The 20,213-nt window shown below is 71.8% G+C and carries 21 protein-coding genes; 1 reads left to right on the forward strand and 20 read right to left on the reverse strand.

What is annotated here, in order from left to right; genetic code table 11:
• Window positions 1-31: 31 nt before the first annotated feature.
• From RZ50_RS23265 to arc, 20 genes are all read right to left on the reverse strand, one after another.
• Complete coding sequence (locus RZ50_RS23265; RefSeq protein ID WP_196946787.1) at window positions 32-1,036, reverse strand: proline racemase family protein; 1,005 nt, start codon at window positions 1,034-1,036, stop codon at window positions 32-34.
• Window positions 1,037-1,107: 71 nt separating this feature from the next.
• Entirely contained in the window at window positions 1,108-1,971 is an 864-nt protein-coding gene (locus RZ50_RS23270; RefSeq protein ID WP_254803147.1) for a dihydrodipicolinate synthase family protein, read from the reverse strand.
• 132 nt (window positions 1,972-2,103) lie between these two features.
• Entirely contained in the window at window positions 2,104-3,507 is a 1,404-nt protein-coding gene (locus RZ50_RS23275) for an NAD(P)/FAD-dependent oxidoreductase (RefSeq protein WP_196946785.1), read from the reverse strand.
• Window positions 3,488-3,805, reverse strand: a complete 318-nt coding sequence (locus RZ50_RS23280; protein WP_196946784.1) for a (2Fe-2S)-binding protein — start codon at window positions 3,803-3,805, stop codon at window positions 3,488-3,490. Before RZ50_RS23280 ends, RZ50_RS23275 begins: the two co-directional genes overlap by 20 nt.
• A 66-nt stretch (window positions 3,806-3,871) precedes the next feature.
• The gene (locus tag RZ50_RS23285; RefSeq protein ID WP_196946843.1) at window positions 3,872-5,026 is read right to left on the reverse strand and encodes an FAD-binding oxidoreductase; all 1,155 of its coding nucleotides are present in this window, start codon (window positions 5,024-5,026) and stop codon (window positions 3,872-3,874) included.
• Between the two features lie 115 nt (window positions 5,027-5,141).
• The gene (tatC, locus tag RZ50_RS23290; protein WP_196946842.1) at window positions 5,142-6,032 is read right to left on the reverse strand and encodes a twin-arginine translocase subunit TatC; all 891 of its coding nucleotides are present in this window, start codon (window positions 6,030-6,032) and stop codon (window positions 5,142-5,144) included.
• Window positions 6,033-6,168: 136 nt separating this feature from the next.
• On the reverse strand, window positions 6,169-6,513 hold the full coding sequence (tatA, locus tag RZ50_RS23295; protein ID WP_196946783.1) for a Sec-independent protein translocase subunit TatA: 345 nt from the start codon (window positions 6,511-6,513) through the stop codon (window positions 6,169-6,171).
• 192 nt (window positions 6,514-6,705) lie between these two features.
• Window positions 6,706-6,882, reverse strand: a complete 177-nt coding sequence (locus tag RZ50_RS23300) for a hypothetical protein (RefSeq protein WP_196946855.1) — start codon at window positions 6,880-6,882, stop codon at window positions 6,706-6,708.
• Between the two features lie 20 nt (window positions 6,883-6,902).
• Window positions 6,903-7,133: a hypothetical protein gene (locus tag RZ50_RS23305; RefSeq protein WP_196946782.1), complete on the reverse strand. Its 231-nt coding sequence runs from the start codon at window positions 7,131-7,133 to the stop codon at window positions 6,903-6,905.
• Window positions 7,134-7,136: 3 nt separating this feature from the next.
• Window positions 7,137-8,093, reverse strand: coding sequence for a YafY family protein (locus RZ50_RS23310; RefSeq protein WP_196946781.1), 957 nt, complete (start codon window positions 8,091-8,093; stop codon window positions 7,137-7,139).
• Window positions 8,090-9,070, reverse strand: a complete 981-nt coding sequence (locus tag RZ50_RS23315; RefSeq protein WP_196946780.1) for a YafY family protein — start codon at window positions 9,068-9,070, stop codon at window positions 8,090-8,092. The genes RZ50_RS23310 and RZ50_RS23315 overlap by 4 nt, the downstream gene beginning before the upstream one ends.
• A gap of 176 nt (window positions 9,071-9,246) precedes the next feature.
• A complete protein-coding gene (locus tag RZ50_RS23320; protein WP_196946779.1) occupies window positions 9,247-9,630 on the reverse strand; it encodes an FKBP-type peptidyl-prolyl cis-trans isomerase in 384 nt (127 codons plus the stop codon).
• Between the two features lie 175 nt (window positions 9,631-9,805).
• Window positions 9,806-11,125, reverse strand: coding sequence for an FKBP-type peptidyl-prolyl cis-trans isomerase (locus RZ50_RS23325; RefSeq protein ID WP_196946778.1), 1,320 nt, complete (start codon window positions 11,123-11,125; stop codon window positions 9,806-9,808).
• 202 nt (window positions 11,126-11,327) lie between these two features.
• Window positions 11,328-12,317, reverse strand: a complete 990-nt coding sequence (locus tag RZ50_RS23330; protein WP_196946777.1) for an FKBP-type peptidyl-prolyl cis-trans isomerase — start codon at window positions 12,315-12,317, stop codon at window positions 11,328-11,330.
• Between the two features lie 120 nt (window positions 12,318-12,437).
• Entirely contained in the window at window positions 12,438-13,799 is a 1,362-nt protein-coding gene (gene pafA / locus RZ50_RS23335; protein ID WP_196946776.1) for a Pup--protein ligase, read from the reverse strand.
• Window positions 13,800-13,919: 120 nt separating this feature from the next.
• Entirely contained in the window at window positions 13,920-14,675 is a 756-nt protein-coding gene (gene prcA / locus RZ50_RS23340) for a proteasome subunit alpha (RefSeq protein WP_196946775.1), read from the reverse strand.
• A 31-nt stretch (window positions 14,676-14,706) separates the two neighbouring features.
• Window positions 14,707-15,549: a proteasome subunit beta gene (gene prcB / locus RZ50_RS23345; RefSeq protein WP_196946774.1), complete on the reverse strand. Its 843-nt coding sequence runs from the start codon at window positions 15,547-15,549 to the stop codon at window positions 14,707-14,709.
• A gap of 161 nt (window positions 15,550-15,710) precedes the next feature.
• Window positions 15,711-15,929, reverse strand: coding sequence for a ubiquitin-like protein Pup (locus RZ50_RS23350; protein WP_031069167.1), 219 nt, complete (start codon window positions 15,927-15,929; stop codon window positions 15,711-15,713).
• A gap of 183 nt (window positions 15,930-16,112) precedes the next feature.
• Window positions 16,113-17,624 carry a depupylase/deamidase Dop gene (gene dop, locus RZ50_RS23355; protein ID WP_196946773.1) on the reverse strand — a complete coding sequence of 504 codons (1,512 nt, stop codon included), beginning with the start codon at window positions 17,622-17,624 and terminating at the stop codon, window positions 16,113-16,115.
• A gap of 228 nt (window positions 17,625-17,852) precedes the next feature.
• Complete coding sequence (arc, locus tag RZ50_RS23360; RefSeq protein WP_196946772.1) at window positions 17,853-19,619, reverse strand: proteasome ATPase; 1,767 nt, start codon at window positions 19,617-19,619, stop codon at window positions 17,853-17,855.
• Window positions 19,620-19,903: 284 nt separating this feature from the next.
• Here arc and RZ50_RS23365 point away from each other — a divergent pair, with 284 nt between their 5' ends.
• The gene (locus RZ50_RS23365; RefSeq protein ID WP_196946771.1) at window positions 19,904-20,209 is read left to right on the forward strand and encodes a ferredoxin; all 306 of its coding nucleotides are present in this window, start codon (window positions 19,904-19,906) and stop codon (window positions 20,207-20,209) included.
• Window positions 20,210-20,213 lie beyond the last annotated feature (4 nt).

The raw sequence follows: 20,213 nt of genomic DNA on the forward strand, positions 1-20,213 counted from the left end.
ACTACCAGCCTTTCGAAGAGTTCACCCGGCGCTACAGCAGGAACCCGGCCGGGAACGGGTCGCTCGGGTCGAGGAAGTACTGGGCGGTGCCGGTGACCCAGGCCCGTCCGGTGACGGTGGGAACCACGGCCGGGTGCCCGGCGACCTCGGTCTCCCCGACCAGCCGCCCGGTGAAGGTCGTCCCGATGAAGGAGTCGTTGCGGAAGTCCCGCCCGAGCGGGAGCTCGCCGCGGGCGTGCAGCTGCGCCATCCGCGCCGAGGTGCCGGTGCCGCAGGGCGAGCGGTCGAACCAGCCGGGGTGGATGGCCATCGCGTGCCGGGAGTGCTCGGCGGTGGAGCCGGGGGCGAGCAGCTGCACGTGGTGACAGCTGTGGATGGACGGGTTCTCCGGGTGCACCGGGCGGTCGGGGCCCGTGTTGATGGCGTCCATCAGGGCGAGGCCCGCGTTCAGGATCTCCTGCTTGCGCTCCCGCTCGAACGGCAGCCCGAACTCGGCGAGCGGCAGGATGGCGTAGAAGTTGCCGCCGTACGCGAGGTCGTAGCCGATGGTGCCGTAGCCGGGCACCTCGATCTTGCGGTCCAGCGCGACGGAGTAGGCGGGCACGTTGCGGATGGTCACGGCCTTGGCGGCGCCGTCCTCGACCCGCACCTCGGCGACCACCAGCCCGGCGGGCGTGTCCAGCCGCACGGTGGTGACCGGCTCGACCACCGGCACCATGCCGGTCTCGACCAGCACCGTGGCGACGCCGATGGTGCCGTGCCCGCACATCGGCAGCAGCCCGGAGACCTCGATGAAGAGCACGCCGAAGTCGGCGTCCGGCCGGGTCGGCGGCTGCAGGATGGCACCGCTCATCGCGGCGTGGCCGCGCGGCTCGTACATCAGCAGGGTGCGGAAGTGGTCCAGGTGCTGCTGGAAGTGCACCCGGCGCTCGGCCATGGTGGCGCCGGGGATGACCCCGAAGCCGCCGGTGATCACCCGGGTCGGCATGCCCTCGGTGTGCGAGTCGACGGCGTGGAACACGTGACGGCTGCGCATGGCTCACAACTCCCTTGACGAAACGGTGGCTTGGGGCCGGCTGTCGTCACAGCCGGCCGGATCGACGACGGTTACGCGAGCCCCTCGGCCAGCGCCTTCTCGGTGGCGGCCCGCACGGCCGCCTCGACCTCGGGGGTGAGCGGCAGGCGCGGCGCCCGGACCGGACCGCCGGGGCGGCCGGCGATGTCCATGGAGAGCTTGATGGCCTGCACGAACTCGGTCTTGGAGTCCCAGCGCAGCAGCGAGTGCAGCGACTTGTACAGCGGCAGCGCGGTCTCCAGGTCCTGGGAGACGGCGGCGTCGTAGAGCGCCACCGAGGCCTCGGGCAGGGCGTTCGGGTATCCGGCGATCCAGCCGACGGCACCGGCCAGCGCCAGCTCCAGCAGCACGTCGTCGGCGCCGATCAGCAGGTCCAGCCCGGGGGCCAGCTCCGCGATCTCGTACGCCCGGCGGACGTCGCCGCTGAACTCCTTGACGGCCACGATCGAGCCCTCGCCGTGGAGCTGGGCGAGCAGCGTGGGAACGAGGTCGACCTTGGTGTCGATCGGGTTGTTGTACGCGACGACCGGCACACCAGCCTTGGCGACCTCGGCGTAGTGCGCGCGCACCGAGTCGTGGTCGGCCCGGTAGGCGTTCGGCGGCAGCAGCAGGACGGAGCCCGCTCCGGCCTCGGCGGCCTGCTCGGCCCAGCGGCGGGACTCGGCGCCGCCGTACGCGGCCACCCCGGGCATGACCCGGGCGCCGTCGCCGGCCGCCTCGATCGCGACCTCCACGATCCGGGCGCGCTCCTCGGCGGTGAGCGTCTGGTACTCGCCCAGCGAGCCGTTGGGGACGACGCCGTCACAGCCGGACTCGATCAGCCAGCGGACGTGCTCGGCGTAGGCGTCGTAGTCGACGGAGAGGTCCGGGCGCAGCGGGATCGTGGTGGCGACCATGATGCCGCGCCAGGGACGGGTGGTGTCGCGGGGGGTGATGGACACGATGCGCTCCTTGGTGAGGTGTGACATTTTATTAGAAGGGACAGGCCGGAGACAAGAGTCCCCGGCCCACGCTTTCGGCGGGTGTTCCTACTCCCCCGCGGCGGCGGCGGAGCCGGCGGCCAGCTGGGAGAGCGGGACCGGGCAGCCGAACGGCCGCCGGTCCGGCCCCGGCTCACCCGAGCCGGACAGACAGGCCACGGCCGGACCGCACATCCGGCCCTGGCACCAGCCCATCCCGGCCCGGGTGAGCAGCTTGACGGTGCGGGGATCGCCCGCGCCCAGTTCCTCCACCGCCTCCCGGACCTTCGCCACCGGCACCTCCTCGCACCGGCAGACGTCGGTGTCGGGGCGCAGCCACCCGGTCCACCCGGGGCCGGGCCGGTGGGCGGCGGCCATCACGTCGGCGAAGGAGCGCAGCCGCGCCCGGCGGCGCAGCAGCGCGGCCCGTGGCAGGGCCCCGGCGATCGCGTGCCCGGCCAGCTCGCCCTCCGCGATGGCGAGGTCCGCGCCGCCGACGCCGTTGGTCTCCCCCGCCGACCACAGGCCGGGCACCGAGGTGCGCAGCCGGGCGTCGACCTTCAGCGCGACCGCGCCGTCCGGCCCGGTGACGGTGTCCGCGCCCAGCTCGGTGGCCAGGTCGATCTGCGGCAGCAGCCCGTGACCGACGGCGAGCGCGTCGCAGTCGATCCGCCGCTCGGTGCCGGGCAGCGGCCGCCACTCGGCATCCAGCCGGGCGACCGTGACCGCGGTGACCCGGTCCGTGCCGTGCGCCTCCACGACGGCGCTGCGCGGCCTCAGCCGCACACCGTGCCGCAACAGCGCGCTCCCGTGCCCGGCGCCCTCGACCAGCTTGGCGGGGACGGCCGCCAGCACGCCGGGGCGCCGGGCGTACCCGAGGTAGTTCGTCGCCTCGACCACCGCCGGAACGTCCGCCCCGGCGGTGACCAGCGAGGAGGCGGCCGCGAGCAGCAGCGGCCCGCTGCCGGCCACCACGATCCGCCGCCCGGGCAGCACCAGCCCGGCCTTGAGCATCGCCTGCGCGCCGCCCGCGGTGACCACCCCGGGCAGGGTCCAGCCTGGGAAGGGCAGCTGCCGCTCGTACGCCCCGGCGGCGAGCAGCACCGTCCGGGCCCGGAGGGTGACCCGGTCGGCGGCCTCCGGCCCCCGGGTGGCGTGCACCGCGAAGCCGTCCCCGGTCCGCTCCAGCGCCCAGACCTGGTGACCGGCCCGGAACTCGGCCCGCTCGGCGGCGCTCAGCCGCTCGGCCAGCCCGGCGTAGACGGACCAGCCGTGGTGCAGCCGGTCCGGCCGGGCCGCGCCCAGACCGGGCGCCGGGTGGCGGTAGTACTGCCCGCCCGTGCTGTGCCCGCCGTCCAGCAGGACGCAGCGCAGCCCGAGTTCGGCGGCGGTGACGGCGGCGGCCAGCCCGGCGGGCCCGGCGCCGACCACCGCGAGGTCGTACGGAAGCGGCTCAGACGGCGAGGTCGGCACGGCCGTGGCCCTCCTGGGTGGTGACGACGGTGCCCGGCTCGGCGGGCAGCAGGCAGGTGCGCTGGTTGGGGCGGCCGTCCACGGTCGCCAGGCAGTCGAAGCAGGAGCCGATCCCGCAGAACGCCCCGCGCGGGCGCCCGCCGATCCGGGTGGTGCGCCAGGCGAGCACGCCGTCGGCCCAGAGCGCGGCGGCGATCGACTGCCCGGGCAGGGCGGGTACGGACCGTCCGTCGAACTCGATGTGGTGGGCGGGCCCGGGCCTGGCCTCGACCAGGTCGGCGGGGGTACGGCGGCGCATCGGCGGTGTCTCCAATCCGGCGGGCGGTCTCACGGGGCGGGTGGTCTCACTGAGGAGCGGGTGGTCTCAGGCGGCCGGGAACCGGTCCGCGCGGAAGGGCGTGAGGTCCAGTTCCGGCCGCTTCCCGGTCAGCTGCTCGCTGATGAGCAGCCCGGTGGCCGGCGCCAGACCGATCCCGGCCCCCTCGTGCCCGCAGGCGTGGTGGAGCCCGGGCACCCGGGGGTCGGCCCCGATGGCCGGCAGGTGGTCCGGCAGGTACGGGCGGAAGCCCCGGTAGGCGCGCAGCACGGCGACGTCGGCGAGCACCGGGAACAGCTCCGCGGCCTGGGCGGCCAGCCGGCGCAGCACCTCCTGGGACAGGGTGCGGTCGAAGCCGACCCGCTCCCGGCTGGCCCCGATCAGCACCGGCCCGCCCGGGGTGCCCTCGACCACGGCGGAGGTCTGCAACGCGGCCGAGCCGCTGGCCACGTCGGCCACGTAGTCGGCGGCGTAGACCTTGTGCCGGACGATCCGCGGCAGCGGCTCGGTGACCAGGACGAAGCCGCGCCGCGGCAGCACCGGCAGGTGCACCCCGGCCAGCGCGGCCAGCTCGCCGCCCCAGGTGCCGGCCGCGTTGATCACGGCGGGCGCGGCCAGCCGGCGCCGGTCGGTCCGTACGCCGCGCACCGCGCCGTCCGGGCCCCGGTCGATGGCCGTCACGGTCTCGCCGGTGATCAGCCCGGCGCCCATCCGGCGGGCCTCGCGCAGCAGGTGGGCGGCGGCGAGGGCGGGCTGGACCTGGGCGTCCTGCGGGTAGTGGAAGCCGCCGGCCAGTCCGGGGGCGAGGTGCGGCTCCAGTTCGCGCAGCCGCTCGGCCGGGACCTCCTCGGCGTCGACCCCGACGGCGGCCTGCGTGGCGGCGAAGGCCCGCAGGGCCCGCTGCCCGTCGGGGGTGGCCGAGACCACCACGCCGCCCTTGGCCTCGTACTCCATGGCCGGGCCGAACCGCTCGGCGAGCTCGCGCCAGAGCCGGGTGCTGAGCAGCGCGAGGTCGAGCTCGGGCCCGGGCTCCTTGTCGGAGACCAGCAGGTTGCCCTCGCCCGCACCGGTGGTGCCCCCGGCGACGGGCCCACGGTCGACGACGGCGACGGCGAGGCCGGCGCGGGCGGCGTAGTAGGCGCAGGCGGCGCCGACCACTCCGGCGCCGACCACGACGACGTCCAGGGGAGGGCTCGGGTTCATCAGCACGCCAGTAATATGTCACATTCCATCGACCCTGCCAAGAGCATCCGGAACGGCGAAAGCCCCGGCCCTCCGCTCGGGGCGGAGGGTCGGGGCTTCACGGGGTGCTGTCGGCTCAGGTGATGTCGTCCATCTGCTCCGCGCGCGTGGCCGGCACCGGCGCACCCGCCGCCGGAGCCGACGAGGCCTGGACCATCTCGGCCCCGGCCACCGGCTGCACGGAGAGGTCCACGTGCGAGGCCTCCTCGTCGTCCAGGTCGGCGTCGGGGTTCTTGCGCCGCTTGCGCCGGTCGTTGAACAACGCGATGGCCACCGCGATGAAGTACAGCCCCCAGATCGGCGCGGCCAGCGCCAGCATGCTCAGCGGGTCGGCGCTCGGCGTGGCGAAGGCCGCGAACACCGTGATGCCCATGATCATGCCGCGCCACCAGCCGAGCAGCCGCTTGCCGGAGACGATGCCGACCATGTTCAGCATCACCAGCAGCAGCGGGAACTCGAAGGCGAGGCCGAAGACCAGCACCATCCGGGTGGCGATGTCGAAGTAGTCGTCGGGCGGCAGGATCGGCGTGGTCTGGTCCGGGGTGAACGAGATCAGGACCTGGACGGTGGTCGGCAGCAGCAGGAAGGCGCAGGCCACACCGGCCAGGAACAGCGGCGCTCCGCAGATCGCGAAGATCACCGTGTACTTCTTCTCGTGCCGGTGCAGACCGGGCGCCACGAACGCCCACACCTGCCACAGCCACACCGGCACCGCTCCGACCACGCCGGTCGTCAGCGCGACCTTGAGCATCCAGGTGAAACCGGAGGTCAGACCGATGGTGGAGACCTGCGCGCACTTCCCGTGGTACTGGCCCGCGGTCTCCTTGGTGCAGGAGGGCAGCGGCTGCAGCAGGAAGGTCTCGATCTGCTTGTGGAAGATCGCCGCCACGATGGTGATCAGCACGATCGCCAGGACCGACTTGACCACGCGGTTGCGCAGTTCCCGCAGGTGATCGGCGAGGGCCATCCGCCCCTCAGGATCCTTGGACGCCTTCGGCGCCTTGGAGAGCTTGCTCAACCCCGGTCCTCAACTCGTGCGTCGAGGCCCGCCGGTCGACGGGCCTCCGTGGTCGCGTACATCGCGTGCGTCACGTGCGCCGCGCTCAGCGCGGACGCTCGCCGTCGGGCGCGGCCTGCCCGGCGGTCGACTCGGCGGTCGACTCGGCAGTCGGCCCGGCGGTCGGCTCCGCCACCGAACGGGCCGTGGCCGTCGCGCCCGGAGCGGCCTGCACGGCCCTGGCCGGCGGCTGCTCCGAACCGGCCGTCCCCGGCGGTACGGGCGGCGCGCCCGCGTCCGGCTCGCCGTCCGAGCGCATCGCCCCGGCCTCGCTCTTGAGGATCCGCATCGACTTCCCCAACGAGCGCGCCAGATCGGGCAGCCTCTTGGCCCCGAACAGCACGATGGCGAACACCACGACCACCACGATCGCGGTCATCGAGAAGCGCATGCGCCGACCACCTTCAGCCTCCGCGGCCCGACAGGCCGTCCGCCGCGGATGGTAACCGCCGCGGATGACGCCCCGACGACGGCCGTCCGAACAGGACAAGCGGCCCCGGTCCGCAGTTCAGGAGCCATCTGAGAGCGTAACCCGCCCCCACCCCCGCGCAGCAGTCCCCGTACCCCCAGATGCCAGGGTGTGCTAACGGGTCGGCACCGCCGAGGCCAGGTCCCCGGCCGCCTCGGCCAGCGCCCGCGAGGCCGCGTCCACGCCCTTGGCGAGCGCCCGCACGTCCAGCCACAGCCGGATCGCGAGGACCCCGAGGACCAGCAGGCCCGCGGTGGCGAGCAGGACGGCGGCGACGAGCATCCAGGACATGCGCCCACCCTATACGGGGGTCACCCCTCCACCGGGACGAGCCGCATGGTGCGCACCCCCGCCCCGGTGAGCGCCTCGACGATCTTCTCCCCGGCCGGCTTGCGGACCGCGGCCCCGCAGAGCGGGCAGCCGAAGCTGTAGTGCGCCTGCGCCGGGGTTCGACCGAGGGTCAGCCGGAACTCCTCGGCCGGGAGCTCCACCTTCTCCCGGCACTCCGAGCAGTACACCTTGAATCTGGTCCCGGGCTCCACCGCTCAGCCCCGCCCCTCCCCGTAGGCGGCCAGCGCCTCCCGCGCCGCCGAGCGCGCCTGCCCGGCCAGGTCGGGCGGCGAGACGATCCGGCCGTCCCGGCCCAGCCGCAGCGCCAGCGGGCGCAGCTGGGAGGGGTCGGCGCTGCGCAGGGTGATCCGCAGCCCGCCGTCGGGCAGTTCCTCGGCCCGGTCGTGGGTGTAGTACTCGGCGACCCAGCGCCCGCCGGAGGAGACCTCCACCACCACCTCGGGGTCGTCCGCCGCCGGGTTGACCAGCCCGCCGCTCAGGTCGCGCGGCTCGCGCCGGGGCGGGTCGGCCGGGACGTCCAGGACGCGGATCTCGGCGACCCGGTCCAGCCGGAACATCCGGTGGTCCTCGGAGGTGCGGCACCAGGCCTCAAGGTAGGTGTGGCCCTCGGTGAGCAGCCGGATCGGGTCGACCTCGCGCTCGGTCATCCCGCCGCGCCCGTGCGAGTAGTAGCGCAGCCAGAGCCGGCGGCCCTCGCTGAGCGCCCGGTCGATGTCGGCGAAGACGTGACTCTCCGCCTCGAAGGTCACGCCGACCCGGGCGCTGCCCTCGGCGCTCTCCCCCGCCGCGTTCTCGATCTTGGCGACGGCCCGGGTGAGCGCCTCCCGGTCCCCGGCCCGCAGGCCCGGCAGCCCGGCCACCGCGCGGGCGGCCACCAGCAGCGCGGTGGCCTCGTCGGCGGCCAGCCGCAGCGGCTGGGCCACGTCGTCCACGTTGTGCCACCAGATCCGCTCGCCGTCGGTGTCGATGTCGAGCAGGTCACCGCCGCGGAAGCTGGTGCCGCACATCGGCAGCACGTTGAGGTCCCCGATCAGCTCGCGCTCGCTGATCCCGAAGGCCCGGGCCACCTCGGCGACCTCGGCCCCGGGCCGCTCGCGCAGGTAGGTGACCAGCGACAGCATCCGTCGCGTCTGGTCGATTGCATTGCTCATGCCCGAACGTCCTCCGAGTCCAGCCCCGCGACCGCCCGCAGCCGGTCGACCACATCCGCCCGCAGCTCCTCCGGCCCGAGCACCAGCACGTCCGGCCCGAACTCCGCCAGGTCGGCGCCCAGCCCGTTGCCGTACGGGATCTCCAGCTCGTCCCAGCCCTCGTCCACCCGGGTGCTGGCGAGCGCCTTGGTGCGCAGCGGGAAGCCCGCGCCCCGGCGGACCCGGACGGTCGCGGTGGCGGTGGCACCCTCCCCGGCGAACTTGGCCACGGTGGCCCGCACGTCCACGTGCTCGGGCACCGTCCCGAGGAAGGCCCCGCTCCTGGCCCGCACCTTGCCGGTGATCCGGCTGAGCCGGAACACCCGGGCGTCGCCGCGGTCGCGGTCGTAGCCGGCCAGGTACCAGTGCCCGCGCCAGCACTCCAGCGCCCACGGCTCGACGCTGCGCTGCTCGACGACGGCGGCGCCGGCCTTGCGGTACTCGAAGGTGACCGGACGGCGGTCCCGGGCGGCGGTGAGCAGCGGCTCGAACGCGGCCTCCCGGGCGGGGATGCGCGGCTCCAGGGCGGGACGGCCCTCGGCCTCGGTGAACGGCACCCCGGCCGCGCGCAGCTTCTGCAGCGCGCCGCTGGCCGCACCGGACATCTTGGCCTGCTGCCAGACCCGGGCGGCCAGGGTCAGCGCGGCCGCCTCCTCGGCGTCCAGCGCGATCTCGGGCAGCCGGTTGCGGTCGGGGCGGGCGAGGTAGCCCAGCTCGCCGTCCAGGGCGCTCTCGTCGACGTCGATCACCAGGCCGAGCTCGCGCAGGTCGTCCTTGTCCCGCTCGAACATCCGGTTGAAGGCGTCCTCGCTGCTGTTCTGCCAGGCCTCGCGGTACGCCTCGATGGATTCCCGCAGCTCCTTCTTGGAGAGCGGACGTCTGGTGTTCATCAGGCACAGGGCGAGATTCATCAGCCGCTCTGCCTTGGCGATCGCCATCGCTGACCCTTCCGGTGTGCCGCGCCGCGCGCGGGGTGCGCCAACCGGGCGGTGCTCACCCGGCGGGACCGACCGTACCGGTAGCGGTACGCGCTGCAAAAGCCGCGTCCACGAACACCCCGGGAACGCCCGCGGGCCGGGCCCCCGAAGGGGTCCGGCCCACGGTCACAGCGGGCTCAGACGGCCAGCAGGTCGACCACGAAGATCAGGGTCGAGTGCGGCGGAATGGCCGGGGTCGGCGACTGGCCGCCGTACGCCAGGTGCGAGGGGATGGTCAGCTCGCGGCGGCCGCCGACCTTCATGCCGACGACACCCTGGTCCCAGCCCTTGATGACCCGGCCGGCGCCCAGCGGGAACTGGAACGCGGCGGTGCCCCGGTTCCAGCTCGCGTCGAACTCCTCGCCGGTCTCGAAGGTCACGCCGACGTAGCGGACGCTGACGACCTGGCCCGGCTTGGCCTCGTCGCCGTCGCCCACGACGATGTCGCGGATCTTCAGCTCGGCCGGGGCGTCGCCGATCGGGAAGTCGATCTCAGGCTTCTCGTTGAGGTTGACGCTCACAGTCCCTCTTCTCACATTCGTGTTGCTGTCACGACCAAGCGGCGGGCGCCCGCACCCGGTCCGCCCGGACGACGAGTCCTGGCGAACCACAGTACGGGCGCCCGCCGCCCGTCAGGGTCCGGCCACGCGGCCGGACCCGAAGGTCACACGCCCACCATTGTCACCCGAAAGTGGATCAGCCCTGACCGGCGTCCAGGATGTCCACCACGAAGACCAGGGTCGCGCCGGGCGGAATGTCGCCCTGGCCCTTGTCCCCGTAGCCCAGCGAGGCGGGGATCACGAGCTCGACCCGGCTGCCGACGGTCTGGCCCACCAGCCCCTGGTCCCAGCCCTGGATGACCTGGCCGCCGCCGACCGGGAAGGAGAAGGCCTGCCCCTTGCTGAGCGAGGAGTCGAAGACCTTGCCGTCCTTGAACAGCGCGCCGGTGTACTGGACGACGACCTTCTCGCCCTTCTCCACCGCCGGCCCGGTGCCCTTGATCAGGACGTGGGTCTTCAGCTCGGTCGGGTCCTTGGCCCCGGCCACCGGGGTGATCTCGGCCGGCTTCTTGCCGTTGTCCTTGACCTGCGGGAAGTCCGCCGGCGGCGGCGTGACCGTACCGCTCACCACGGAGTCGGGCGCGTTGGCGTTGCGGATGTCGATCACGAAGATCAGGTCGTCCTTGGCGCCGATCGACATGTCCGGCTTGCCCTGCGAGCCGAAGGCGGCGGCCGGCGGGGCCACCACCAGCAGCCGGCTGCCGGCCTTCTTGCCGACCACGGCCTGGTCCAGCGCCGGGATCAGCGCGTCGGTGCCGGCCTGGAAGATCTGCGGCTTGCCGTTGTTGTCGTACGAGCTCGGGATGTCCTTGCCGGTGTTCCAGTCCTTGGCGGTGTAGTCCACCGAGGTCCAGGAGTTCTTGTCCACCTTGGGGCCGCTGCCCTCGGACAGCACCTTCACCACGAAGGAGCCGTCGGAGGCCTCGCCCGGCACCTGGATGTCGGCCTTCTTGCCGAACTCGCCGGTGACCGTCGGCAGCACCTTGGCGCTGTCCTTGACCGGCGGCACCGGCTCGGCGGTCGGCGTGGGCGGCGCGGTCTTGGCGGCGTCCGGCTTGGCGGCCGAGGCGTCGTCCTTGGAGCCGTCCTTGTTCACCATGTAGAGCGTGATGCCACTGCCGACCAGCAGGAGGGCGAGCACCGTGCCGAGGATCACACCCAGCTTGCCCACACCGGGCGGGTTCTCGTCGTACCCGGCCTCCGAGCTGTCGGCCTTGCGCACGTTGCTGGCGAAGATCTGCGGGGCGTCCTCGTCCGTCTTCGTCCCGGCCGCCGCGCGCGGCGCGTCACCGGGCTGCGCCCAGCCGGCCTGCTGCGCCAGGATCGCCGGGGGGACGACGATCGACTCGCGGTCCCCAGCGATCGGGCCGCCGGGACGAGCGTCGGCCGGGTCACCCGCAGAGCCGTCGTTCGCCGCGGTGCCGGCCCCGCCCGGGCTCGGCGTCTTCTCAGTCATGACTCCCCATCCATCTCGCCACGAGGTGTTCCAGGTCTGCGCCCGGCGTGGTGAGCGCCGGCCTGCCGTCGCACCGCCCGCCCGGACCGTGGCGCCGGGCGGCGCCGGCCACAAGCGCGAGGGCAGTATGGCAGCTCAGGATGAGGGCGGACGCTACGTCGTACGCGTCCGCCCAAGACTACGGAATCCCCCGGGCCAGTTCCTAGACCGCTTCGAGAATGTCGATCACGAACACCAGCGTGGAGTTGGCCGGCACCGCGCCCTGCGCCTGGTCCTTGTACCCGAGCGCCGGCGGCACCACCAGCAGGACCCGGCTGCCGACGTTCTGCCCGACCAGTCCCTTGTCCCAGCCCTCGATCACGCTGCCGGTGCCGATCTGCACCGCCTGCGCGCCGCCGTGCGTCCAGGAGGTGTCGAACTGCTGCCCGTTGCTCCACAGCACCCCGGTGTACTGCACCACCAGGGTCTGCCCGCTCTTGACCTGCTTGCCCTCGCCCTTGATCAGCACCGACTGCTGGAGGTCGGTGGGCGCGGCCTGCCCGGCCGGGACGGTGATCGTGACCGGCGCCTTGCCGTTGTCCTTGACCTGCGGAAGCGTCGCCGGCGGCTGGGTCATGGCGCCGGTGAGCGTGGAGTCCTGGGGCAGGCTCTCCACGATGTCCAGCACGAACACCACGGTGTCGCCCGGGCCCACGCCCAGCTGGCTGGAGCCCTTGTCCGCGAAGGCCGCCGCCGGCGGGGCCACGACCAGCAGCCGGGTGCCCACCTTCTTCCCGATCACGCTCTGGTCCAGCGCCGGCACCAGCTGCCCGCTGCCGGCCTGGTACAGCTGCGGCTTGCCGCTCGGGTCGTAGGAGCTGGGCAGGTCCTTGCCGGTGGTCCAGTCCTTCGCCGTGTAGTTGACGGTCACCCAGTCGCCCTTGTTGACGGCCGGCCGCTCGCCGTCGGTCACGGTGTTCACCACGAACTGGCCGCTGGGCGGCTGGCCCTCGGGAATGGTGATGGTGGCCTTGCTGCCGAATCCGCCGTCCGAGAGGGTCGGCATCGGCGACGCCTCGTCAACCGGCGCGGGCACCGTGGGGGCGGCGCTCGCCGTCGACGGCGTCGCCGGGCCGGCCGCCTTGGGCGAGCTGCTGCAGGCGACCGCGAGCAGCAGCGGCAGGGTGAGAAGCAAACCGGCGGTGCGGCGCACGGTGGTCCTAACTGTCGGTCGAAGTCGGCTCTCCCGACTCGACGGACAGCGTATGCCCGGCAGGCGTCCGGCCCCGGTAGACACCACCGGGGCCGGTCACCACCTTGATCACATCCGCGGTCACATCCCCGCGATGAGCTTCTCCACCCGCTCGTCCACCGAACGGAACGGGTCCTTGCACAGCACCGTGCGCTGCGCCTGGTCGTTCAGCTTCAGGTGCACCCAGTCCACCGTGAAGTCCCGGCGCTGCTCCTGCGCCCGGCGGATGAAGTCCCCGCGCAGCCGGGCCCGGGTGGTCTGCGGCGGGATCGACTTCGCCTCGAAGGTCTTGAGGTCGGTGGTCACCCGCTGCGCCTGGCCCTTGCCCTGGAGCAGGTAGAACAGGCCGCGCCGGCGGTGGATGTCGTGGTACGCGAGGTCGATCTGGGCCACCCGCGGGTTGGACATGCTCATCTGGTGCTTCTCGCGGTAGCGCTCGATGAGCTTGTACTTCATGATCCAGTCGATCTCGGTGGCCACCCCGTCCAGGCGCTCGGTGCGGACGGCCTCCAGGGTGCGGCCCCACAGGTCCAGGACCTGGGCGACGGTGCCGGTGTTGATGCCCTTGCGGTCGGCGAACTCCAGGGCCTTGGTGTAGTACTCCTCCTGGATGTCCAGCGCGCTGGCCTCGCGGCCGTTGGCCAGCCGCACCTGGTGGGTGCCGGTGAGGTCGTGGCTGACCTCGCGGATCGCCCGGATCGGGTTCTCCAGGGTGAGGTCGCGCATCACCACGCCGGCCTCGATCAGCCGCAGCACCAGGTCGGTCGAGCCGACCTTGAGCAGCGTGGTGGTCTCGGACATGTTGGAGTCGCCGACGATCACGTGCAGCCGGCGGTAGCGCTCGGCGTCCGCGTGCGGCTCGTCCCTGGTGTTGATGATCGGGCGCGAGCGGGTGGTGGCGGAGCTGACGCCCTCCCAGATGTGCTCGGCCCGCTGGCTGACGCAGTACACCGCGCCGCGCGGGGTCTGGAGCACCTTGCCCGCGCCGCAGATCAGCTGGCGGGTCACCAGGAACGGGATCAGCACGTCGGCCAGCCGGGAGAACTCGCCGTGCCGGGCCACCAGGTAGTTCTCGTGGCAGCCGTAGGAGTTGCCGGCCGAGTCGGTGTTGTTCTTGAAGAGGTAGACGTCCCCCGCGATGCCCTCCTCGTGCAGCCGCCGCTCGGCGTCCACCAGGAGGCCTTCGAGGATGCGCTCGCCCGCCTTGTCGTGCGTCACCAGCTCGACGACGTCGTCGCACTCGGGGGTGGCGTACTCGGGGTGCGAGCCGACGTCGAGGTAGAGCCGGGCGCCGTTGCGCAGGAAGACGTTGCTGCTACGCCCCCAGGAGACGACCCGGCGGAACAGGTACCGCGCCACCTCGTCCGGCGACAGCCTGCGCTGCCCGCGGAACGTGCAGGTCACCCCGTACTCGTTCTCCAGCCCGAAAATCCGGCGGTCCATGAGCACTCCATTCTTGTCGGAGCTGTCCGAAACCGCCTCCACGACGACTGGGCCGCCGCAGGGGCACCGGAGTCCCGTACGGCGGCGGTCCGGCCGCCGCACGGGACTCCGCAGGCACTGCTACTCCGGCGTGCCGTCCGCCGGGTTGTCCTCGTCGTCCGCCTCGGCGGACTGGTCCCCGTCGAGCAGCCGGCCGAGCTGGTTGCCCAGGATCCGCTTGAACTTGCGCTGCTGGAACCGCTGGCGGTCGAGGACCGCGACCTCCAGCTGCTCCGGGGTGAGGCTGCGCGGGCTGCCGCCGTTGGGGTCGCGGGCGAGCGAGTCCACGGCGAGCCTCACCGCCTCGGTGAGGCCCATGCCCACCCGGTGGCGCTGGCCCAGGTAGTTCCCGATCGAGTCGGCGTTGCCGCCGACCACCACGTAGTTCTTCTCGTCCACGACCGAGCCGTCCGGCGTCAGCCGGTAGATCTGGTCGTGGTCGCTCGTGCGGCCGACCTCGGCCACGATCAGCTCGACCTCGTACGGCTTCTCGCCGACCGAGGAGAAGATGGTGCCCAGGGTCTGGGCGTACACGTTGGCCAGCCCGCGGGCGGTGACGTCGGCCCGGTCGTAGGAGTAGCCGCGCAGGTCGGCGTAGCGGACGCCGCCGATGCGCAGGTTCTCGAACTCGTTGTAGCGGCCGACCGCCGCGAAGGCGATCTTGTCGTAGATCTCGGAGACCTTGTGGAGCGCCCGGGAGGTGTTCTCCGCGACGAAGACGATGCCGTCGGCGTAGGTGAGCACGACCACGCTGCGGCCGCGGGCGATGCCCTTGCGGGCGTACTCCGCACGGTCCGCCATGGCCTGCTGGGGTGAGACGTAGAACGGTGTCGACACCGGCGGTCGTCCCTTTCCTGTGAGGTGGTGGCTAGATCAGCGGGGCCTGCGGGCCGTTGGGCCGGGTCAGGCGCTCGTCGGTGATGGCGACCGCGATCTCCGCGACCTCGTCGTCGGTGAGCCGGCGGAAGCCGTCCTCGGTGATCAGCGAGACGATCGGGAAGATCTTCCGGGCCAGGTCCGGGCCGCCGGTGGCGGAGTCGTCGTCCGCCGCGTCGTAGAGCGCCTGGACGGCCAGGGTGGCGGCCTGGTCGGCCGTCAGGTCCTCGCGGTAGAGCTTCTTCATCGAGCCGCGGGCGAAGACCGAGCCCGAGCCGGTGGCGGTGAAGCCCCGGTCCTCGGAGCGCCCGCCGGTGACGTCGTAGCTGAAGATCCGGCCCCGGCCGAGGTCCAGGTCGTAGCCCGCGAAGATCGGCACGACCGCGAGGCCCTGCATCGCCATGCCCAGGTTGCCCCGGATCATGGTGGTGAGGCGGTTCGCCTTGCCCTCCAGGGAGAGCGTGGTGCCCTCGATCTTCTCGTAGTGCTCCAGCTCCAGTTGGAACAGCCGGACCATCTCGACCGCGAGGCCCGCGGTGCCGGCGATGCCGACCGCGCTGTACTCGTCGGCCGGGAACACCTTCTCGATGTCGCGCTGGGCGATGACGTTGCCCATGGTCGCCCGGCGGTCACCGGCGATCACCACGCCGCCGTCGAACACCGCGGCCACGATCGTGGTCCCGTGCGGGGCCTCGACCACCGATCCCTCGGGGAGCCCGCGGTGGCCGGGGATCAGCTCCGGCCGGTGCTCGGCGAGGAAGTCGAGGAACGAGGAGGACCCCGGGGTCAGGAAGGCAGCCGGTAGACGCCCGGTGCCACGAGTGATGGCTTCCACACGATTCCTTCCAGGTAGCTTGAAGCGCGCAATGCCCGCACCCTACCCGCCGACGATCCCTGTCCACGCCTGGAGGGGCCGGTGCCGGGCGGCCGGGCGGTCGATCCCGCCCGACCGCCCAGGACGGTCGCGACCGTGAATTCCCGAATACCGGGGACGGGCTATTGCCCGCCCTTCTGGACAAAGCCCCTCACGAAATCCTCGGCATTCGATTCGAGCACCTCGTCGATTTCGTCCAGCACCGCGTCGACGTCGTCGCTCAGCTTTTCCTGCCGCTCCTTGAGGTCGTCGGAATTCTGGGTTTCCGCGGCCTGTTCCTCGACCTCCTCGGAGGAGCGGTTCGCCCGCTGCTGGCCGCCGCCGGTGTCCTTGCTCGCCATTTCCCTCACCCCGCTCGAATCGTCTGGCACGGTTTGGCCGGTCGGTCGTTGCCGGTTGGCACCGACCCTATACACAAGGTGCGACTGCCGCTCCCGGTTTGCCGGTGGCGCTTCCTGTCCAACACCCGCTGCCACCCCGGATGATTCCCATTCGGCGGACGTTCACCCGTGGTGATCTCAACGTCACCCGCCGGACAGGACGCGCAGCAGGTCCTCCGCCGTGCGGCACCGGTCCAGCAGCTCCTTGACGTGGTTCCTGGTGCCGCGCAGCGGCTCCAGGGTGGGGACCCGCTGCAGCGAGTCCCGGCCCGGCAGGTCGAAGATGACCGAGTCCCAGGAGGCCGCCGCGACGTGCTCCGCGTACTGCTCCAGGCAGCGCCCGCGGAAGTACGCCCGGGTGTCCTCCGGGGGCTTGGAGACGGCCCTCTCGATCTCCTCCTCGGTCAGCAGCCGGTCGAACCGGCCGCGGGCCACCAGCCGGTTGTAGAGGCCCTTCTCGGGCCGTACGTCGCTGTACTGGAGGTCGACCAGCTGTAGCCGGGGGCTGTCCCACCCCAGGGAGTCCCGGCTGCGGTAGCCCTCCAGGATCTCCCGCTTGGCGACCCAGTCCAGCTGCCTGGACAGCGACATCGGGTCGCGCTCCAGACGGCCCAGGACGTCCTCCCAGCGGGCCAGCACGTCCACCGTCTGTTCGTCCGCGTCGGTGCCGAAGCGGTCCTCGACGTACTTGCGGGCCAGCTCGAAGTACTCCAGCTGGAGTTGGACGGCGGTGAGCTTGCGCCCGTTGCGCAGGGTGATCAGGTGCTTGAGCGTCGGGTCGTGGGAGACCCGGTGCAGGGTGCGCACCGGCTGCTCGACGGCGAGGTCGGAGGCGATGAAGGAGTCCTCGATCATCGACAGGACCAGTGAGGTGGTGCCCAGCTTGAGGTAGGTGGAGATCTCGGAGAGGTTGGCGTCCCCGATGATCACGTGCAGCCGGCGGTACTTCTCGGCGTCGGCGTGCGGTTCGTCCCTGGTGTTGATGATCGGCCGCTTGAGGGTGGTCTCCAGGCCGACCTCGACCTCGAAGTAGTCCGCCCGCTGGCTGATCTGGAAGCCGTGCGCCGAGCCGTCCTGGCCGACGCCGACCCGGCCGGAGCCGGTGACCACCTGGCGGGAGACGAAGAACGGGGTGAGGTGGCGGACGATGTCGGCGAACGGCGTCGCCCGCTTCATCAGGTAGTTCTCGTGGGTGCCGTAGGAGGCGCCCTTGTTGTCGGTGTTGTTCTTGTACAGGTGGATGTTCTGCCCGTTGGGCAGCTCCAGCGCCCGTTGTGCGGCGGCCGCCATGATCCGCTCGCCGGCCTTGTCCCAGAGCACGGCGTCGCGCGGGTTGGTCACCTCGGGCGAGCTGTACTCGGGGTGTGCGTGGTCCACGTAGAACCGGGCCCCGTTGGTGAGGATCACGTTGGCGAGGCCGATGTCCTCGTCGGTCAGCTGGCTGGCGTCCGCCACCTCGCGCGCGAGGTCGAAGCCGCGAGCGTCGCGCAGTGGGTTCTCCTCCTCGAAGTCCCAGCGGGCCCGCCTGGCCCGGTGCATCGCCGCCGCGTAGGCGTTGACGATCTGGGACGAGGTGAGCATGGCGTTGGCGTTGGGGTGCCCGGGCACGGAGATCCCGTACTCGGTCTCGATGCCCATCACGCGCCGTACGGTCATGCGGCCCTCCTTGCCCGGTGCGCCGCCCCCGGCGGGCGGAACACACTGACGTACCGCTGAACAACACCGGCGCCGGACATCTGCCCGCGGACGGTGGGTCGAGCCTAGGACCCGGCGCCGACCGGCGGGCCCGGAGACGCGCCGTCCGGCTGCGGGGCCGCGAGGCGCCACAGCCGGACGGTGTGCGTACAGCTCCGGGGACCGTCGCCGGCCCGGGTTACCGCGTGTTTACAGGTACTGCCCCGTGTTGGCGACAGTGTCGATCGAGCGGCCGGACTCGGCGCCCTGCTTGCCGGTGACCAGCGTGCGGATGAAGACGATCCGCTCGCCCTTCTTGCCGGAGATGCGGGCCCAGTCGTCCGGGTTGGTCGTGTTGGGCAGGTCCTCGTTCTCCTTGAACTCGTCCACGCAGGCGGCGAGCAGGTGGGAGACCCGCAGGCCCCGCTGACCGTGGTCGAGGAAGTCCTTGATGGCCATCTTCTTCGCGCGGTCGACGATGTTCTGGATCATCGCACCGGAGTTGAAGTCCTTGAAGTACAGGACCTCCTTGTCACCGTTGGCGTAGGTGACCTCCAGGAAGCGGTTCTCCTCCGTCTCGGAGTACATCCGCTCCACCACCGACTGGATCATCGCGACCACCGTGGCCTCGACGGAGCCGTCGTGCTCCTTGACGTCGTCCGGGTGGAACGGCAGCGAGTCCTTGAGGTACTTGGAGAAGATGTCCTTCGCGGCCTCGGCGTCCGGGCGCTCGATCTTGATCTTGACGTCCAGGCGGCCGGGCCGCAGGATCGCCGGGTCGATCATGTCCTCGCGGTTCGAGGCGCCGATGACGATGACGTTCTCCAGGCCCTCCACACCGTCGATCTCGGCCAGCAGCTGCGGGACGATGGTGTTCTCCACGTCCGAGCTGACGCCGGAACCGCGGGTGCGGAACAGCGACTCCATCTCGTCGAAGAAGACGATGACCGGCGTGCCCTCGCCCGCCTTCTCCCGGGCCCGCTGGAAGACCAGTCGGATCTGCCGCTCGGTCTCGCCGACGTACTTGTTGAGCAGCTCGGGGCCCTTGATGTTGAGGAAGTAGCTCTTCCCCTGCGGGCGGCCGGTGACCTCCGCGACCTTCTTGGCCAGCGAGTTGGCGACCGCCTTGGCGATCAGCGTCTTGCCGCAGCCGGGCGGGCCGTAGAGCAGCACGCCCTTGGGCGGGCGCAGCTCGTACTCCTTGAAGAGGTCGGCGTGCAGGTACGGCAGCTCGACCGCGTCGCGGATCAGCTCGATCTGGTTGTTCAGGCCGCCGATCTGGCGGTAGTCGATGTCCGGGACCTCTTCGAGGACCAGCTCCTCGACCTCGGACTTCGGCACGACCTCGTACACGTACCCGGAGCGGGGCTCCAGCAGCAGCGCGTCCCCGGCCCGGATCGTCGCCCCGTGCAGCGGTTCGGCGAGGCGCACCACCCGCTCGTCGTCGGTGTGGCCCAGGACCAGGGCGCGCTCGCCGTCCTCCAGGATCTCCTTGAGGGTGACGATCTCGCCGATGCGCTCGAAGGCCATCGCGTCCACGATGTTGAGGGCCTCGTTGAGCATCACCTCCTGGCCACGGCGCAGTTCGTCCAGGGCGACGTTCGGGCTGACGTTGACGCGGAGCTTGCGACCGCCGGTGAAGATGTCGGCGGTACCGTCCTCGTTCGCTTCGAGGAAGGTGCCGAATCCGGCCGGGGGCTGTGCCAGCCGATCCACTTCCTCCTTGAGGGCCACGATCTGGTCGCGGGCCTCGCGCAGGGTGGAGGCGAGTCGTTCGTTCTGGGCGGTCACGCCCGCCAGGTTGGTCTGGAGCTCGACGATCCGCTCTTCGAGGATCCTCGAATTGCGCGGCGAGTCGGCGAGCTTGCGGCGCAGAACGGCGATTTCCTGCTCAAGGTACGAGACCTGAGCGGCCTCGTCGGAACCACGAGCGGGCCTGCCGGTGCTGCGGTTGTAGTCGTCATCGTGGGCTGCCACGGTCCTCACCTCCTCCGGGGAGCTGGACGCTTCCAGACCCTACCTGGGACCAGGGGTCCGTAAACCCCTAGATCAAGAAAGATGGAACGGGCGTGTCCGATCTTCGCCCCAGCGTGCTTCCCCTCTGCTAGGGGGATACCCAGCGCACACCACCCAAAGCGGGCCAGATGTATCGTCGAGCGAAGTGATATCCGATCGCGACCGCTGTGCTGGGTCCGATCGTTGTACGAATGGCGGGATTGCTCCAGGAATAGGGGCGACCCGGGACAGAAACGGCAGGAGACATGTCGGTGACGGAGCAGACCGCGGCGGCGACCGAGGAGCTGGAGGTGTGGATCGACCAGGATCTGTGCACCGGCGACGGCATCTGCGTGCAGTACGCGCCCGAGGTCTTCGAACTGGACATCGACGGGCTGGCGTACGTGAAGGGCCCGGACGACGAACTGCGCCAGCAGCCCGGGGAGACCGCCCCGGTGCCGCTGACGCTCCTTCAGGACGTGGTGGACTCGGCGAAGGAGTGCCCGGGCGACTGCATCCACGTGCGCCGGGCCGCCGACCGGGTCGAGGTGTACGGGCCCGACGCCGAATAACCCG

Origin of the sequence: Kitasatospora sp. SUK 42, from assembly GCF_015776785.2 — a bacterium.
Classification (GTDB): domain Bacteria; phylum Actinomycetota; class Actinomycetes; order Streptomycetales; family Streptomycetaceae; genus Kitasatospora.